The organism is Vibrio sp. MEBiC08052 (genome assembly GCF_001506075.1).
Lineage (GTDB): Bacteria > Pseudomonadota > Gammaproteobacteria > Enterobacterales > Vibrionaceae > Vibrio.
Genome location: NZ_KQ947475.1, coordinates 2,677,706 through 2,696,340 on the forward strand (window position 1 = coordinate 2,677,706; position 18,635 = coordinate 2,696,340).

Consider the following 18,635-nt stretch of genomic DNA (forward strand, 5'->3'; position numbering starts at 1 on the left):
TTACAATGAAAAAGCGTGGCATTTTGATGAAAAATACCACGCTTACGGAAGCCATCATGAATGGCCGATTACTTCACTTTTAGCAAAGAAAGAATAGCGGTTAATTCAGCTACGGCTTTAGAGCTACTGCTATTACTGCTTTCAAGCTCACTGACAATATCTTTGAGCTTCGCAGACGAATCATTGATACCAATCAAATGCCGATTAATGTCCTCCGCCACATTCGATTGCTGCTCTGCTGCAGACGCCACTTGGATCGTATTATCCGAAATTCCTGCCACTCTTTCGTTCACCACGCCTAATTTATCGGCATTTTCAACAGAAGAGGCAACCGTTTGCTGGGCTTTTTCCTGGCTCTTTACAATCAACGCCACAGCCGATTGAACATCCTGTTGCAAGCCTTTGATCAGCCCATCGACTTCTTCTGTCGATTCCTGAGTCCGTGCCGCCAAATTGCGCACTTCATCAGCCACCACAGCAAAACCTCGGCCTTGATCTCCGGCCCGAGCGGCTTCAATTGCTGCATTTAATGCCAATAGATTCGTTTGCTCTGCAATGGCTCGAATGGTATCCAAAATACTGTAAATAGAATCACTGCGTTGGGACACTTGCGCAATTTGATTGCTGGCATTGTTTAACTGATCTGCAAGACCTTCTACCATCTGTCGATTCGATTGAACCAGCTCAAATGACTCGGTGAGGTACTGGCTTATTTCCGTTGCGGCTTGACCATTATGCCGCGCCAAATTTGCCACTTCGGTTGCCGAACTTGACATTTCTGTGACAGCGGAGACCACAGAATGTATCTGTTCCGCCTGCATTACAGTGGACTGATGTGCTATCGCTGTCGCCTTGGTAAACTCATCATTCGTCGTGGCAACCACATCTCTCTGTTGGATAAGGCGAATAATCATGTCCTGTAACTTACCCGTGAACTGATTAAAACCTTTTGCCAATAACATCAATTCTAAATGTTTTTGTGTCTCTAAACGCTGAGTTAAATCGCCATCTTCCGAGGCCAGTTTTTCCATGCGTAAAGCAATATCTCGGAGCGGTGATGTCACCGTATTGACAACCCAAAAGACCAGCATAAGCCCAACCACTAAAAGCACCGCAGACAAACCCACGAACAAGGTGATTGAACGCTGTGTTTTATCACCAAGTTGACCGGACATTTTGGTCACGGGTGCCAATAATACAGAGGTTGGAACGGAGACATAAATTTTCCAGACATTAGGTGCCGCATTGATAGTCATGCTGTCGCTGTATACCCATTGTTTAGCGCCTTTGGTCAGCCCTGATTTTTGATTCGCAAGGGTTAGTCCCATTTTGTTAATGTGTTTACCAATCGCATCAGGCAGTTCACTGGATCCCACGACCAAACCTTTTTCACTGACAATGGTGATCTTACCGTCGCCACCAAATAAGTTACTGCTGATTTGATCCAGCTTTTTTTGAATTGCAGACAAATTGATATCGGCACCAACCATGCCGACAAACTTTCCGTCTGCCATCACAGGTGACGAATACGTGGTCATCAATACTTTTTGACCACTTGTCAGTTCAAATAAATAAGGATCTGACAGACACGCTTTTTTCGTGTCCATAGGACATAAATACCATTCGGATACTCGAACGCCATTTTCATCCTTATCCTGAACATATTTAAGGTCGGGCTGTCCCGCACTATAAATATAATCACCGTTATCACCTGTTAACCAATAGGTGTCTAATGTTCCCACAGAAGATGTATGATCCCCGGTTCCCATCGACTGTTGGTCTTTTCCATCGTAACCATTCGGTTCAAATTGCGCATACAGCGCATTCATATTCGGTGAGCTTTTGAGTAAAGATAAGGTCATATCTTTTACTTTTTGACGAGTAAGAGGGATACCGCCATTGCCCACTGCCGTATCCGTTAAGACTTTAGAAAAGCTTGAAACGACCGCTGCAGTATCTCCAAGGTAATCCGATACTTGGGCATGTACTTCACTGGCCGCAGACTCTAATAAAAGGCCCGCTTGATCTTCCTGATATACTTTTAATTCATTGGCAGAAAAGTCACTCAAAGAACGAATCGAGTGAGCTGATAAATAAATAAGTATGCCAACAAGACAAGCAAAGAAGACGCCGGTTATAACCACCAATTTTATTCTGATACTGAATTTAGACATTAAGACACCTCAGGTCATACTGATTATACTTTCCAACCTCCATGTAAATAAGAAAACATACTCTCAGATTGAAGTAGCATCCCAAACAGCATAGGTCGAAAAACAGGATGTGTTCTTACACAGATTAGTATCTTTTTATATAAATCACTCTGTAAATTTTTTGTGATAGAACACTTCAATTTCTACCGAGAAAAGCGACTCACTGGCGGAGAAAGCGATCAATGATGATCGCTTCATACCACCCACTGCGTTTCTATCGGTAAGACTATTTCGACAGTCTTTCAAGCTGTTTTTAGTATAAAGGTATAAACATCACGGAATATTACGCAGAACCATCAGCTTCATTTCCGTCATGTCTTCGATGGCAAAGCGAACTCCTTCACGACCCAAGCCACTGTCTTTTACACCACCATAGGGCATATGATCCACACGCCACGAAGGCACATCGCCAATCACTACGCCGCCCACGTCAAGTACATCCCACGCTTTATAGGCTTTATAAATGTCTTTGGTAAAGATGCCGGCTTGTAAGCCAAACACCGAGTCGTTGACCTCAGCCAATGCCGTATCAAAATCACTGAACGACGATAAAATTGCCACCGGGCCGAATACCTCTTGGCAAGATACCGACATAGAAGGGTCAACATTTTCCATCAGCGTGGCCTCCAACATCGCACCGTTGCGCTGACCACCTGCCAGAACTTTCGCGCCGCCGGCGACAGCTTCTTCGATCCAAGTATGCAAACGCAGTGCTTCTTTTTCGCTGATCATCGGACCGATAAAGGTATTTTCATCCAATGGATCCCCAGAGACCAACGCACTAACGGCTTTAGTGAGACGCTGCTTAACGTCATCATAAATAGCTTCATGCACGATAATGCGCTGAACACTGATGCAGCTTTGTCCTGATTGATAATAAGCACCAAACACAATACGTTGCACCGCATCGTCCAAGTTTGTGCCTTCATCAACGATACAAGCAGCGTTGCCCCCCAACTCCAGCACGACTGGTTTCTTACCGGCTTTGGCTTTCAACGCCCAACCCACATCCGGAGAACCGGTAAAACTGAGCAGTTTCAAACGCTCGTCCGTGGTGAATAAATCCGCCCCTTCACGATGACAGGGAAGAATCGAAAAAGCGCCTTTTGGCAGGTCGGTTTCCGCTAGAATTTCGCCCACAATCAGTGCACTCACGGGCGTTAAGCTGGCTGGCTTGAGCACGAAAGGACAACCCGCCGCAATGGCTGGGGCAATTTTATGGGCGGCCAGATTCAATGGAAAATTGAACGGTGAAATAAATGAACATGGACCAATCGGAACGCGCTTCCACATCCCTTGATAATCCGCAGCACGCGCAGAAATATCCATCGGCATCACTTCGCCATAAATACGCGTGGCTTCTTCCGCCGCAATCTGAAAAGTATCAATCAGTCGCGTCACTTCGCCACGCGAATCTTTAATCGGTTTACCCGCTTCAATACAAAGTGCATAAGCCAGCTCTTCAGAACGTTCTTTAAAGCGCGTAATGCAATGCTGCAAGATGGCTTGGCGTTGATACGCCGGCATGGCTTTCATTGCATCTTTTGCCGCATCTGCGGCAGCAATGGCTTTATCAATATCAGCCGCACTGGCCATCGCCACCTTAGTTGCAACCTCATGAGAATACTTATTGTGAACCGACAAATCCGTGTTGGCATAAACAGCTTCACTCGCCAGATAAAATGGATAACTGGATTTCAGCATGATCTTGATCTCTTTTTTATATGTTTAATCACAAGGAGGAAAGTCACCCTATCAGGCAAGCTCTGGTGCATCTAAATCCAGTCCCATTTCTTTTAATACGGTACCTGCCGTGCGAAAGGCATCAATCGACGCCGGTACACCGCAGTAAATCGCCACTTGCAATAAAACTTCACGAATCTCTGCAACGGTAACACCATTATTCACCGCGCCTCGCACATGTAAGGCCAACTCATGGGGGCGATTCAGGGCCGAGATCATCGCCAAATTAATCAGACTACGCTCTCGCTTTGTTAAGCCTTCCCGTTGCCAAACATCGCCCCAGCAATATTCCGTGACCAACTGCTGAAGCGGGCGTGTAAAGTGAGTAGCATGATTGATCGAGTTATCAACATATTCCGCGCCTAAAACCGCCTTACGTGTGGCAAGGCCTTTATCAAATTTATCCGTCATAGCATTACCTATAAGTTACTTGTATTGAAGCACGACCGTCTGATCGAGCAAATAAAGACGGTAGGTCTGTCCCGCAACCATATCAACAGGCTTGGTCAGAGAGCCACTCAGAAACTGCTGCCCGGCTTTGACTTCGCCAAAAATAGTCAAGATGCCTCGGATCATGCTCACGACAGACCCCAACGGCCCACCCAAAACATTTACGGCAGCGCCGACTTCGCTGGTCGTGTCCGTTTCCAGCAAACATGGACAACCTGACTGTTCAAGCACCTGAGCATCAAACGGAACCATCGTCCCCACCTGATAAAAACCTGCTGCGGCGTTGTCGGACACAAAATGGCTAATATCGAACTTCCAGCCTTTGAAACGACAATCAGCAACCTCAATCGCCGGTGCCATCCATTCAATACTAGACAATATTTCGTCGTCAGAAACATGGCTCCCAGATAGATTTTTTCCTAACACAAAGAGAATTTCCGCTTCGATTTTAGGGGCGATGACTTGATCCGGCGTCAATTCTCCAGACAGTATGTTGTTGGCAAACAGAGGTGCATAAATCGGCTCTCGTAAGGAAAAACGGTCTAAGGCTGGCTGGCTGGACAACGCCACTTTCCAGCCGATCAGCTCGTTACCCGTTTGTTGGTTCAGGTTAATCAGCGCTTTTTGTACTTGGTAGCCAAAGGTTATATCTTGCTGTGAGAGCGAGTCCATCAAAGGGACAGCAACACATTCGCGTCGCGCGTCCAGCAAGGCCTTCGCAACATTCTCTTCTAACAAGGGAGTCTCTCCTACTTCGCTCTTACTGTATGCGCTATTTGGCAGTGAGTTTGCCGCGCAACTCATCTAACACTTCGTTGAGACGTCTTGGTGAGGTTAGGGCCGCGACAAAACGATCTGGGCGAATCACCACGATTTTATCCCGTGCCTGACTAAACCAATCGGCCAAGCTGTTCTCTAAATCCTCAACGCAACAACAGCCAGATGCGGTCAAACGCTCGTCATGACTTAACCCGCTGCGCGAGGGATTGACTTGCACATATTGGGTCTGCATCTCATGCCAGAACGCTTTATTTTCATCCGACATAAAATCAGTCGGATTCACGCGATAACCTACAATGGAAAACCAATCGCCTAATACGGTATCCAACTTCTCTTTATTACCTTCCGCCGTTTCGACATTTGGCTGAATAAAGAGTTTTCCGACCAAGCTGTCTTCATAGATTTCCTCACTTTCGTGATACACAATCCCCTTGGTAATGTGAGCCTTGGGTTTGAATTTGAACTCCACCAAGTGCTCACGCAGGCTATCAACCGAGTCGGTTGCTTTGAACATCCAGTCACGAATGCCGGCCATAATCGGATTGGTCATGCCTAATACCGCCCCCATGTTGTCTGCCAAGCCAACCAGATCCGTTGCGTGACCACGACGTTCGTCATCATAGGTTTGCAAGATCCCGGGGGAAGCCAACCCTTTCACTACCGCCGCGACTTTCCAGCCGATATTGACCACATCGCGAATCCCCGAGTTCAGCCCCTGACCGGCCCAGGGGGGCGTGATGTGTGCGGCATCACCACACAATAAAACCCGACCTTTGACAAAGGTATCTGCCACACGAGAGTTATGGGTATAAGCACGAATACGCACGATATCCAAATCATCCACTTTGTCGCCGATGTGGCGACGAATCAGGCCGCGAATCACCGCTTCCTGGCAAATGTCTTCTTCTTTCTCGTGCGGAAACAGCATGAATTCCCAGCGGCGATGTTGATAAGGCAGATAGATACATACGAAAGGTCTCACCGGATCGCCATGTAAAGCAGTAAAAGGCGCATCCAGTGTGTCGTTGGCGGCATCAACCACCACCCATTTTGCCGGGTGAGTCAGCCCCGTAAAGCCAACGTTTAATTGCTTCCGAATCTCTGAACGCCCCCCATCGGCAGCAATCACATAACCGGCTTCCAGACAGTATTCTTCACCGGATGGGTCAGTGACGTTCAACACCACTTTATCGTTGTCGTCTTGGATGCCGGTCATTGAATGCCCCAAGCGTAAATCCACCGAATCGAAACGCTGCAAGCCATCCCGCAGAGTTACTTCCAATAACTGCTGCATAAACATATTACGCATCGGCCAGCCATACTGGGCAGCTTTCGGTTTCACTTCGGCAAAGCACACACCACGGGCATTGTAATAGCGCAGCGGTACATTACTGATCATATCTTTGACGGCCGTGTCGGCTAACCCAACACCTTGTAAAACACGCAAAGCTTCATCATCCATCCCCACCGCTCTCGGGTAGGGCAGAATCTCTTCTGAGGCCTCAAGCAAAACCGTATTGATGTTATACAGCCCCATATAATTGGCTAAAGTCACGCCATTTGGCCCACCGCCAACAATCACAACATCTGCTTTTTGTGTTTTCATCCCTCAAGACCTCTAATCTGTAAGAACCGTTTGCACGAAACGCGCCACCGCCTCATTAAATTTTTCCGGTTGATCGTCGTGAACATAGTGACTGGCATGATCGATTTGAACCGCCTGAATCCAGTCACTCGATGCCACAATCTCCGCCACGGTTTGACTGGATAAAAAGTCCGAATGACCACCTTTAATCAAGAGGGTCGGACAGGCAATCGCCCGAAACGCAGGCCATAAATCAATCGGTTCAATGGTTAAGCGCGCTTCGGCAATGCCTTGTTGATCGTGTTTCCACGTCACTTTTCCGTCTGTTTCTCGGAATGAGTGAGTCAAACGTGCTTGCAAGGCTTGCTCGGTTAAGTTCGGTCGCGAACTTGCCCAAAAATCTTGCGCGGCTTGCCAAGAATCAAAACTTAACGGTGTATTACTCATTTCCCGACGAATGCGTTCCGCGCCTTCACCCTGTTTGGAGGAACCGGGACCAATGTCTTCGATCACCATCGCCATCACTCGTTCCGGATATAAGCGCGCAAACTCGACCACGTTTTGACCACCTAATGAATGACCAATCAAGACAAAACGCTGTAGCCCCAGATGATCGACAAAACGAGTTAAGTCTTGTACGTAAGTTTGTGCGTGATAATCCTTGGCCGGCCCCCAGTCGCTGTCACCGCGCCCCCGTTGATCCAAGGCGAAACAGGTAAACCCGTCCCCCAGCGCATCAACCAGGTCTTGCCAGGTTTGCGCAAAACCGCGTAACCCATGCAGCATCACCACAGGTATCTTGCCATTGCCCCATTTGAGGTAATGCAGGTTCAGTCCGTCACTGGTAAAAAAATGGCTACTACTGGACATTGTCATGCTGAATCCCTCCATCAAAAATGACCGCTAAACGAGGCCATCTTCTCCTTTGACATCCTGCGCTGCTAAGCCACCTAAACGCGCATGCAAGCGACCACGAGTCGCGAATGACCAAATGATCAAAATCTCATCGTTACGAGGCGCATCATTAAAAGACACCGCAATCGAGTCATAATGAGAGCGTACATAAAGGGCATCTTTGTGGGCTAACGGCACATCAATAATGGCACCGGGGGCACCTACTTTACCGGTAGAAGGGACCCAAGACTTACCCCCACCCACAGCGACACGCACCGGATCCGCCGCAGGATTGGTCAAAAACGCATTACCATGTTCGTATTCACCAAAAGCACCGACTAAGACAGCTTTACCGTAGCTCACGATCTCGTTATCGCCGGCGATATCTTGAATACGACGACCAAACTCTTTCCCCAACTCGGGTGAGTTTTCCACCAACACGGACAAGTCTTCAGCGTAGGTATTCGCCAATGGATTATGAATTGCCGCTGCAATGACGTATTTTCTAACGGGCTCACCGTCGGCCAATTGGCCTGTCTCATTGGCCAGTGTTTCTTCGTAATGGTAGAACCATTTACGAATATGGTATGAGCAAAAATTTGCTTCTTTCATGATTTGAATCCTTAGTCAATCAGTCAAAAATAGGTTCAAGTTTGATCGGACGACTTGGTGCATGAGCATGCTTGAAACGGGATTTACCAAGTTCGTTATCGTGTTCGGTTTCTAAGAAAAACTCTAAGCGATTGCCATCCGGGTCTTCAAAATACAGCCCAATCCCCACTTCATGATCCGTGGTTTTGACAATCGGAACCTTTTTCGTCAATAACATGCCATACAGCCGACGCAAGGTGGTTAAATCGCCATCAATCTCCATCCCATAATGCTGAAGACCGATGATGCCTTTGCTCGCTCCTTCCGGCGCTTTAATCAAAGCAATATCATGGTGCTTATCACCAAAACTCATCATCACCCACTCGTCACCATTACGAGCATTTTTCTCCATAGACAACACATCTGCGTACCAATCTGCGGAGGCAGCGGGGTCGGATACAAATAAAGAGATATGAGTACGATTGATTTTCACCTTCATCTTCATCACCTATTTTTATGTGATCACACACCACTATGTGCTGCGATCACTGACTATTTTTTGATTACAGAGGCATGAGCGGCCTCAATAACAGCTTCTGCGGGTGTCCAGAGTACATCGGATATTTCACTGAACTCACGCCATTCTTTTTTCCAAGACAAGCCCGCTTTCTCACTGGTAAACAAATGTCCGTATTTTGTCCCGGCAACCACTTGAGCCGGGTTGGCAGGGTTGACATGAATTCCCCACACACACGAATTAGGTTGCTGTGGCAACGGCAATAATTGCCATGTTGCAGCGGCATCGTGAGAAATATAAATTTGGCTGGTCGTACCGGGTGTACCATCTGACACACTTAAATAAATGGTACTTTCCGAACCCATTGGCACCGCAGTGGAGCGTGCGTAATACAAACCAAAGGCTTCCTTCGCAATCACACCTTCCCATGTTTCTCCATCGTCAAAGCTGCGATATACGGCATTGACACAGACGGCAACCACCACCTTTTTACCATGATTGGGCAGGACTTGAATGGTATGAATATCGGAGTTGAAGTCCCATAGCAAACGATCATCAATCCGTTCCCATGAATCACCACCATCATCACTCCTAAACAAGCCACCTTCCTCTAAACCAAACCAAACCTTATTCGAATCGGTCGGATCAAAGGCAAAAGCCAATAAACGCGGTTTACTCACCCCTGCGCAAAACTCAGGAATCTCAACCGGTGCACGGTCCCAGGTTTCACCTGCATCTTTGGTACGCCACAGCACTGCACGGGACGGTGCGCCCGTCCCCACAAAAATACGCTTTGAATCATTCGGATCGACTGCGACTTTCCATACGGTTTCGCCATTAAAAGGGGAATCAATCCGTGTCCATTTGGTGCCCGCATCTTTACTGACACACAGGCCGGTATCCGTCCCGATGTATAAGGTACTTGGATTCTCCGGATCGACATCCAGAGAACGGGTGACCGCATCAAATTCAATGTCCTGACCTAAACCAAGACGATGCCATGTTTGACCATTATCCGCACTTTTCACCACTCCTTGGCCAACTGTTGATACTAAAATTGTGCCACTCATACTGCCTCCTAAAGGAAAATACCGCGTGTTAACCCACCATCAATACCAATCGATTCGCCAGTGACCGCACCCGCTTTGGGTGAGGCTAAAAAGCCGATCAAATAGGCGATTTCAACCGGCGCTAAGGTACGACGAATCGGCGTAACATCGATGTAACCCTGTTCCACTTCTTGTGGGGTTTTGTTTTGGAGCTTCCCTTCACGCTCATACAGCTCTTGGATGTGCGGGGTATCCACCACACCGGGATGAATGATGTTGCAGGTAATGCCGTGTGGCCCCAGTTGATCCGACAAATTTTTAGTCATGTGGACAATGGCAAGGTTACGCATCCCCGACATGACTTTACTGCTACGACCGGTCAAGCCACCAATATTGATAATGCGACCAAAACCTTGTTCCTTCATATAAGGGGTGACGGCTTTTGCACAGCGGAAATAACCAATTACTTTGGTATCTAAATCGCCCAGCAATTCATGATCATTGGCAAACTCAATAGCGTTACGCACCACACCAGAAGGGGCTGCTGCACCATTGACCAAAATATCCACCCGGCCAAATTCTTTAACCGCCACTGCGACCATGGTTTCGACGGAATCCATATCAGTGGTATCACACACCACAGGCAAGACACGCCGGCCGGTTGCTGCGGAAATCTCAGCTGCGGTTTTTTCCAGCACTGACATAGTGCGCGAACAGATCACCACATCACAGCCTTCTTCTGCCAGAAATCTGGCAACGTCTTTGCCAATACCCATACCACCACCGGTTACAATGGCGACTTTATCTTTGATTTCTAAATCCATAATCTACTCTCTGTTAACCTAAATTGACGAAAACGCTCTTGGTTTCGGTATAGGCATCAATGACATTTTTGCCCATTTCACGCCCCCATCCTGATTGCTTGTAGCCACCAAATGGCGAAGCAGGATCCACCACATTCCAGCAGTTAATCCATACGGATCCTGCTTTTATGCGACTGGCAATGGTGTGCGCCTGAGTCAAATCATTGGTCCACAGACCGGCCGCCAAGCCAAAGGGGGTATCATTGGCACGGTGTACCAATTCATCCACATCGGACCAACTCATGACTGTCACCACAGGGCCGAAAATTTCTTCATGGGCGATACGAGCCTGTTCTTGTTTATCCAAAAACACCGTGGGTGACATAAAGTAGCCATCACCCAACTCGCTGGGTTTATGACCACCGCAAATCAGCTCCGCCCCTTCGGACACGGCACTGTCTACGTAACCTTTAACGACATTGAACTGGGCAGCGGACACCAAAGGTCCCATGGTGGTGCGTTCATTCAACCCCGGCCCCAACACGTGAGCAGCCGCGTGTTTACGTAATTCTTCAAGCGTTTGATCGAGCACACTGTCATGAACATAGAGGCGTGAGGCAGCGGTACAGACTTGGCCCTGGTTATAAAAAATACCGTCGGCTGCGCCCTTCGCCGCTTTGATAATGTCGGCATCAGGCAGAATGATATTGGGCGACTTACCACCCAATTCGAGAGAGACTTTTTTCATGTTACTGACCGCACTTTGCGCAATCAGACGCCCGACACCGGTCGAGCCGGTAAAGGCAATTTTATCCACGCCCGGATGAGCCGCCAGTGGTGCACCGGCACCATCTCCAAAACCGGTTAACACGTTCACCACACCACGAGGAATACCGGCTTTTTCGATCAGATACGCCAAACGTAATGCAGACAGCGGTGTTTGTTCTGCCGGTTTTAAAACCGACGTACAACCGGTCGCCAGCGCCGGACCTAACTTCCAGGCACACATGGAGAGCGGGAAGTTCCAAGGTACGATCAAGGCACAAACCCCCACCGGCTCTTTGACGGTGTAGTTAAGCATGCGTTCGCCGGTACGAGGCGACACAGGAATGGTGCTGCCTTCAATCTTGGAGGGCCAACCTGCAAAGTAACGAATGATGCTCGCGGTAATAACCACTTCACCATTTTTCGCATTGCTATAAGGTTTGCCGTTTTCCAGCGAAATAATTTGCCCAAGATTTTCCGCATCTTCTTCGATTAAATCGGCTAAGCGCAGCATCAGCTTGGTGCGTTGAGCGGGTGATACACACTGCCACTCACCTTCTAATGCTTGGCGCGCAGCTTGAACTGCGTGATCGACATCGGCCGCGGTCGCTTTGGCGACACTGGCGATGTTGTGCGTTGTTGCAGGATCTTCGACGTTAAAATATTCACCTGCCGCAGGCTCAACCCACTCCCCGCCAATAAACAAACGCTTTTGTTCGGCAAGAAAGCCTTGTACTTCCGGAAACAGTGCCATGGTAGTCATGATCAACCTCACAAAGACATTTCGATTAAGCGTGGCGCTTTTGCATCACACGCCGCTTTAAATTCACGCATTAGTTCCGCGTTATTGGTGACGCAGACCGAGTCCACACCATATGCCTTCGACAAGGCTTGCCAATCTACGCGAGGCCTGTCCAACTCAGTTAACGCCAAGGAATTTTGGCCAAACTCAGTGACGCCATAACGGCGCAATTCATTTTGTAGAATGCTGTATTTATGATTAGCGGCGATCAGAATCACCACGGGTAGATTCTCGCGAGCGATACTCCACAAGGTTTGAATGGTGTACTGGGCACTGCCATCCGATTGCAAACACACCACAGTATTGCCCGGTTCAGCTAATGCGGCACCGAAACCGGCGGGAATCCCTTGTCCAATCGCACCGCCGGTATTGGTTAACACGCGATGGCGCGATGCCAAAGCCGATTCGGTGAAAAACGGGTAACCACAGGTGCCGCCTTCAACGGACACAATACAGTTGTCAGGTAAGATGCTGGAGACGATTTTGCCAATCGATTGCGGGGTCAAAGCTTCGTTGGCCGCAGGCAACTCAATCGTGCCGACCAGATCTTTATGAGCAGGGGCATTGAGCAACTCGGCGAGCGCTTCCAGCGCACCTGATACATCGTCGCCCACATCCGCCAAAGTCACTAAGCGGTCGGTTTCTGCCAAGCGAGATGGCATCCCTTCGTAACCAAAATAGGCAATCGGCTCGACCACGCCGGCGCAAACCACTTCGTCGTATTGCTCTAACTCAGCAATGGCTTTTTCCGGGAAGTAAGGCAAACGATCAAGATCCGGCAAACCACCACCACGATGAGAAATACGCGGGAAGGTCTCGGCAAACATTTTGATGCCGGGCAACTGACCAATACGACCCGCGGCGGTTAAGCCTTTTTCATCCAAACCGTTATCACCGACAATGAAAACTAAACGCTTGCCCGCTTTAATACGCTCTGCCACAGCTTCTACATTGTCGGCTTTAAAATGACGTTTTGGCGGCAAGATCGACATCTTAGGCATATCCCCGGATAACGCTTTGGCCTGTAAATCCATCGGTAAAACAAGAGTTGAAATCGCGCCGCAAGGCTGCCAGGCAGCACGCATGGCCGCGCCAAAATCTTCCACCATACGATCAACGGATTTAGAGGTGCGGAAAAATGCAGAAACCGGACGCGCCAGAGATTCAATGTCACTCGCCAACGGTGGATCATAATTGACATGCCAGGAGGCGTGATCACCCACCAGATTAACAATCGGACTGTTGGCACGACGCGCATTGTGCAAATTGGCGATACCATTCGCAAAACCGGGGCCTAAATGGGTCAGTGTCAATGCCGGACGACCCGAAACTCGGCCATAGCCGTCCGCAGCACCAGTACACACGCCTTCGAACATACTGAGAACAGGGCGAAATTTTGGCTCGCTGTCCATCGCTGCCACAAACGGCATCTCTGTAGTTCCCGGATTTGCGAAACAGTACTCAACGCCTGATTCCACTGCCGCTTTAACAATTGCTTCTGCACCATTCATAGGACAACCTCTTTATTTAACTTATTCTCACATTATGCGAAACAACCAATACATGTCAACGAATAAAATGATTTTTATTACATCGATATGGCCAAATATAAGATTTTTGTGATGATTTTCGTCTTTTTATTAACTATTTTTTCATTATTCTCAAAATACGAAAAAATATGAAGATAAAAAAACAGCGTGAGCAGATAAACCGCTGACGCTGTCAACATGGGAAGGATTTTCCAGAGCAGAAATGTCTAAAACAGAAAACTATTATTTATTAATATGCACAACCTGCAGAGAGGTGAACTCCAGTAACCCTTCCTCACCAAACTCCACACCGAAACCCGACATTTTACAGCCACCCATTGGGATATTCGGCTGAATTTTAGCGTGGGTGTTGACGAACGTCGTACCACACTCCAGACGAGATGCGATGGCTGTCGCCTCAGCAGTATCAGGGCCCCAAACCGAGCCATCCAGACCCACATCCACGCCATTGGCCATTTCCACCGCATCGTTAACATCCGCGAACTTGACAATAGGCAGCGCCGGGCCAAACTGCTCTTCTTGAACCAGCAGAGCGTCGTTAGAAATATCGGCAACCAGCGTCGGAGGATAGAAGTAACCAACACCGTCAAGTGGCTGACCGCCCGTTAATATGGTCGCCCCGCCTTTACGGGCATCTTCCACATAATCCACAACAATTTGCAGTTGGTCTTTATTTTGTACTGGACCAAAGTTCACGCCCTCATCCATACCGTTACCAATCACTTGCTCATTGGCAATCGCAACCAGAGCGGCACACATATCATCATAGACAGACTCATGTACGTAAAGACGTTTGATCGCCCCACAGGTTTGTCCCATGTTTAAGAAAGCAGCAGCAAAAATATCCGGAGCAACTTTGGCCACGTCCGTACCTTCTAATACAATCGCGGCATCATTACCGCCCAACTCCAGAGTCAGACGCTTCAAGTTATCAGCCGCATTGCGCATCACCGACTGACCCGTTTCCGTAGACCCTGTGAATACAATCTTATTAATTTGAGGATGAGCGGTCATGCCACTGCCAATACCACTTTCACCAGTGATAATATTGATCACCCCTTTCGGCACATGATTATTGATAATTTCTACCAATTTAATGGTACTTAGGGGCGTTAAACCAGAAGGCTTATTGATGACCGTATTGCCCGCACGTAGGGCAGGAATGATGTGCCAGATAGCAATCATTAAAGGCCAGTTCCAAGGCGTAATCGAAGCCACTACACCAAGCGGTTTACGGTGGATCTCAATCCGTTTGGTATCGGTCTCTTCCGCGACTTCGACCGGAATGTCTTGCGAAGCGGCAAAACGTAACCATGCGACACCCGCTTGTACTTCACCCATAGCAAGCGGTAAAGGTTTACCTTGCTCAGCGACAATCAACTCCGCGATTTCACTGGCGCGTTTTTCCAATTCATCGCCAGCGTTGTTTAAACAACGTTTACGCTCTTCATGGCTGGATACGGACCAACTTTTGAAGGCGGTTTGGGCCGCCTCGACGGCTTCTTCTAATTGAGATTTATCCCCATTTGCACATGTTGCTACAACGTCAAATGTGGCGGGGGTGATAACATTGAAAGGTGTATGATTCCCTTCTACCCACTCCCCATTGATCAGAAATTTAAAATGACGACTCATTGCTAACCTCCACCGGCTTGCGATGCCGAGTACAATACTACAGCATGACATAGACAATAAATTAACCAAGCAGCGCCATCAGCATGATATCAACTTCACTGATTTCGCCAAGAACAGCTTTTAAAAACACAATGTAAGATTTATTGCACACAAAAGCACTCATGTAAACGATATTTTTATATTTTTTCTCAAATTAAGAAAATACGCTTCACAAAAAGACCTTTAAGATCGGGGATAACTTTCATTCATTATCCAGAATATGAGAATAGAGGCATTTTTCAGTAGCAAATTAAATGCTATTCTGAAGATATAAGAAAAGAAAAAAATCTCACCATGTTAAAAAACAAGACAAAAATCAGTTAAAAATAGCGCTTTCGAACATATAATCTAAACACATATTGATCACTAAGGGGTTTCCGTGTCCAGTCTCAATAAAATGTTAAACGTCCTCAATATTTTTGGGCCAGGCTCTCTCGTCATTAATGTGGACGACATCGCCAAACAGTTGTCCCTTTCCCGCGCAACTGCCTATCGCTATGTACGAGAGCTGTGTGACGCAGGCTTATTAATCCGTATTGAGACAAGCTACACCCTTGGCCCCAGAATCATCGAACTGGATTGGATGATGAGACAGCATGATCCGCTGATATCCCATGGGCGCGAAGTGATGGCCGATTTGTCGAAAAGCACCGGACTCACCGTGTACATGAGCGTGTTTTACGATGGCCACATCATCAATACCCATATTGAATCCGACATTAAAAAGTATGGTTTCACCTTTGGTCGAGGGCGTCCTTTGCCGATTTTTAAAGGGGCGCAATCTAAGGTGCTGGTGGCATTCCAAAAAACCAATCGCCTGAAAAAAATCTATGATGAGCAGATTGAACCAAGTGAAGACTATAATCTCACTTGGAAAGAGTTTAATGCGGAAACCAAAAAAATCCGTAAAGATGGCTTTTGCGTCACTCATGATGAGCTAAACCTCGGCCTAACGGGGATTGCCGCGCCCATTCTTAACCTTGAAAACGATGACATTATCGGCAGTATCGCTTTTGTCGGTACCACCAGCGCATTCGAACTATTCCGCCTTGAAGCGGTAGTTGAACGACTGCAACAGGCCACAGCCCGTATTGAAAAAGGTGCCTATCTAGACAACGAGCAAGTCACAGATAAAATGTGAAAAACCGTTAACAAAGCACACAGCACATAAAAAAGCAGAGTCAGGTAGAAGCCCCTCTGCTTTTTTATGTGCTGAGTCAGCCACTCTTATGGCCTACCTTCTATCCCTCTCTTAACTTTCTCTTCATGACCGTATCAACCCATCCCTCCCTTGATAGAAACCATATTGGTTAGCCCCCAAACCTCACTCTCCCCTATTTTTCAAGGGCTAAACAGCACACATGAATACTCAGGCACAAATGAGAGCACACTGAAACATTTTAAAAGACTTTGTACGCAAACCCTCATTCAACCCCATTTTCATATCATCACACACAAATACAAAAATAGAAAAATGCTCAAAAAATAATAAAATCCACTTTAAAAAAACATTATTTTATCGTAATGTGAGAATTCAATATAAAAATAATTTACCAAAATAACAATTGATCCTTTGAGGTGATACCCATGCAAGAGAACACAAAAATCGATTTTATCTACCTTTCAGAGCCAGACATGATTAAAGCTGGTGTAATGGATATGCCTCGCTGTGTAGATACCATGGAAGAAATGTTTGGTCTTTTATACAAGGGTGACTACAGAATGGCGGGGGCGAATAGTGACTCACATGGCGCCTTAATTACGTTTCCAGACCAATCACCTTTTCCAACCATGCCAAAACCTACAGCAGATCGTCGTTTGATGGCTATGCCTGCCTACCTTGGCGGTGACTTTCAAACCTCTGGCGTGAAGTGGTATGGCTCCAATATCGCTAACCGCGAAAAAGGCCTGCCGCGTTCCATCCTCACGCTGATTCTCAATGATATTGATACGGGTGCACCGCTGGCCTTTATGTCCGCCAACCTTTTATCCGCTTACCGTACAGGAGCGATTCCGGGTGTTGGTGCACGCCACCTTGCCCGTAAAGATTCTAAAGTGATTGGCTTATTAGGCCCCGGTGTCATGGGTAAAACCACCGTATCTGCCTTTATGGCGGCCTGTCCTCACCTTGATACGATCAAGATAAAGGGGCGTGGTCAAAAGAGTCTGGATGATTTCATCGGGTGGCTAAAGGAAACCTTCCCACAAATTACCGACATCCAAGTCGTCGATAGTATTGAAGCGGTGGTTCGAGGGTCTGACCTTGTCACTTACTGTAATTCCGGAGAGACAGGTGACCCATCTACTTATCCAATTGTTAAACGCGAATGGGTCAAACCCGGAGCGTTTTTAGCCATGCCAGCGAGCTGCTCTTTAGATGAAGGGATGGAAGGTCCCGGGGTTCGTAAGGTATTGGATAATACGCGTCTGTATGAAGCATGGTATGAAGAATTACCGAAACCTGCCCATAACTGTGTACCACTGATTGGCGTTCGCTTTATGGACATGATTGCCGCAGGTCAGCTTGATAAAGCAGAACTGGAAGACATTGGCAAAATTGTGGCGAACGATGCGCCCGGTCGTCAAAACGATGAAGAAATCATCATTATGTCGGTCGGTGGCATGCCGGTAGAAGACGTTGCTTGGGCGACGGTGATTTATCGCAATGCGTTAGAACAAGGCATCGGCGTGAAACTCAACCTTTGGGATACACCGGTTTTACGCTAAGCGTACAACGATGACTGCCCTCTGATACTATTTTTAGGAAAACTCAAATGACCATGATTACCAAAGTAAAAACCGGTTCAAAACTGGAAGAATTAAGCAGCTACTCGCGCCTAGTGTGCGTCGATAATTGGATTTTTGTTTCCAATACCGCGGGCCGAAATCCTGTGACAAAGGAAATCCCGGAAGATGTCCTTGAACAAACTCACCAAGTGTTCAGCAATGTTGAAGCTGCGCTAAAAAGTGTCGGTTCCAGCCTTGCCGATGTGGTGATGTCGCGTGTGTTCATCCAAGACCCGGCAGACACCCAAGCCGTCATGACGCTCATCGGTGATAAGTTTCGCGGTGTCGATCCTGCGACGACGGTTACCTGCCCGCCACTGGGTTCAACCATCTACAAGATGGAGTTAGAAGTCACTGCTTATCGTGGTGCTGCCAACGCTGACGTTGAAACCGTTACCCTTGCTCAATAACACCGCTTGGAAGGCAGAGGCT

At 47.6% G+C, this 18,635-nt stretch carries 16 protein-coding genes; 3 read left to right on the forward strand and 13 right to left on the reverse strand.

Annotation, left to right across the window (positions count from 1 at the left end; all coding sequences use genetic code 11):
* Positions 1-68: 68 nt before the first annotated feature.
* From VRK_RS11640 to VRK_RS11700, 13 genes are all read right to left on the reverse strand, one after another.
* Positions 69-2,174: a methyl-accepting chemotaxis protein gene (locus VRK_RS11640; protein WP_059121527.1), complete on the reverse strand. Its 2,106-nt coding sequence runs from the start codon at positions 2,172-2,174 to the stop codon at positions 69-71.
* A gap of 312 nt (positions 2,175-2,486) precedes the next feature.
* Positions 2,487-3,917 carry an aldehyde dehydrogenase family protein gene (locus VRK_RS11645; RefSeq protein ID WP_059121528.1) on the reverse strand — a complete coding sequence of 477 codons (1,431 nt, stop codon included), beginning with the start codon at positions 3,915-3,917 and terminating at the stop codon, positions 2,487-2,489.
* 51 nt (positions 3,918-3,968) lie between these two features.
* Entirely contained in the window at positions 3,969-4,367 is a 399-nt protein-coding gene (locus VRK_RS11650) for a carboxymuconolactone decarboxylase family protein (protein ID WP_059121529.1), read from the reverse strand.
* A gap of 15 nt (positions 4,368-4,382) precedes the next feature.
* Complete coding sequence (locus tag VRK_RS11655; protein ID WP_059121530.1) at positions 4,383-5,144, reverse strand: 2-keto-4-pentenoate hydratase; 762 nt, start codon at positions 5,142-5,144, stop codon at positions 4,383-4,385.
* A 34-nt stretch (positions 5,145-5,178) separates the two neighbouring features.
* The gene (locus tag VRK_RS11660) at positions 5,179-6,792 is read right to left on the reverse strand and encodes a bifunctional 3-(3-hydroxy-phenyl)propionate/3-hydroxycinnamic acid hydroxylase (protein ID WP_059121531.1); all 1,614 of its coding nucleotides are present in this window, start codon (positions 6,790-6,792) and stop codon (positions 5,179-5,181) included.
* 12 nt (positions 6,793-6,804) lie between these two features.
* On the reverse strand, positions 6,805-7,647 hold the full coding sequence (locus VRK_RS11665; RefSeq protein WP_197413095.1) for an alpha/beta fold hydrolase: 843 nt from the start codon (positions 7,645-7,647) through the stop codon (positions 6,805-6,807).
* 27 nt (positions 7,648-7,674) lie between these two features.
* Entirely contained in the window at positions 7,675-8,277 is a 603-nt protein-coding gene (locus tag VRK_RS11670; protein WP_059121532.1) for an amino acid synthesis family protein, read from the reverse strand.
* A 19-nt stretch (positions 8,278-8,296) separates the two neighbouring features.
* On the reverse strand, positions 8,297-8,755 hold the full coding sequence (locus VRK_RS11675) for a VOC family protein (RefSeq protein WP_059121533.1): 459 nt from the start codon (positions 8,753-8,755) through the stop codon (positions 8,297-8,299).
* 53 nt (positions 8,756-8,808) lie between these two features.
* Positions 8,809-9,843, reverse strand: a complete 1,035-nt coding sequence (locus VRK_RS11680; RefSeq protein WP_059121534.1) for a VPS10 domain-containing protein — start codon at positions 9,841-9,843, stop codon at positions 8,809-8,811.
* Between the two features lie 8 nt (positions 9,844-9,851).
* Complete coding sequence (locus VRK_RS11685; RefSeq protein WP_059121535.1) at positions 9,852-10,646, reverse strand: SDR family NAD(P)-dependent oxidoreductase; 795 nt, start codon at positions 10,644-10,646, stop codon at positions 9,852-9,854.
* A gap of 13 nt (positions 10,647-10,659) precedes the next feature.
* Positions 10,660-12,153: an aldehyde dehydrogenase family protein gene (locus VRK_RS11690; RefSeq protein WP_059121536.1), complete on the reverse strand. Its 1,494-nt coding sequence runs from the start codon at positions 12,151-12,153 to the stop codon at positions 10,660-10,662.
* Between the two features lie 8 nt (positions 12,154-12,161).
* On the reverse strand, positions 12,162-13,703 hold the full coding sequence (locus VRK_RS11695) for an acetolactate synthase large subunit (protein ID WP_059121537.1): 1,542 nt from the start codon (positions 13,701-13,703) through the stop codon (positions 12,162-12,164).
* 261 nt (positions 13,704-13,964) lie between these two features.
* Complete coding sequence (locus VRK_RS11700; protein WP_059121538.1) at positions 13,965-15,377, reverse strand: aldehyde dehydrogenase family protein; 1,413 nt, start codon at positions 15,375-15,377, stop codon at positions 13,965-13,967.
* A 418-nt stretch (positions 15,378-15,795) separates the two neighbouring features.
* Between VRK_RS11700 and VRK_RS11705 the strand changes: the two genes are divergently transcribed.
* The 3 genes from VRK_RS11705 to VRK_RS11715 all read left to right on the forward strand — a co-directional run bounded on the left by VRK_RS11705 (position 15,796) and on the right by VRK_RS11715 (position 18,613).
* Positions 15,796-16,557, forward strand: a complete 762-nt coding sequence (locus tag VRK_RS11705; protein WP_059121539.1) for an IclR family transcriptional regulator — start codon at positions 15,796-15,798, stop codon at positions 16,555-16,557.
* A 446-nt stretch (positions 16,558-17,003) separates the two neighbouring features.
* Complete coding sequence (locus VRK_RS11710; protein WP_059121540.1) at positions 17,004-18,143, forward strand: tyramine oxidase subunit B; 1,140 nt, start codon at positions 17,004-17,006, stop codon at positions 18,141-18,143.
* A 47-nt stretch (positions 18,144-18,190) separates the two neighbouring features.
* Positions 18,191-18,613, forward strand: coding sequence for a Rid family hydrolase (locus VRK_RS11715; protein ID WP_059121541.1), 423 nt, complete (start codon positions 18,191-18,193; stop codon positions 18,611-18,613).
* Positions 18,614-18,635: the final 22 nt, after the last annotated feature.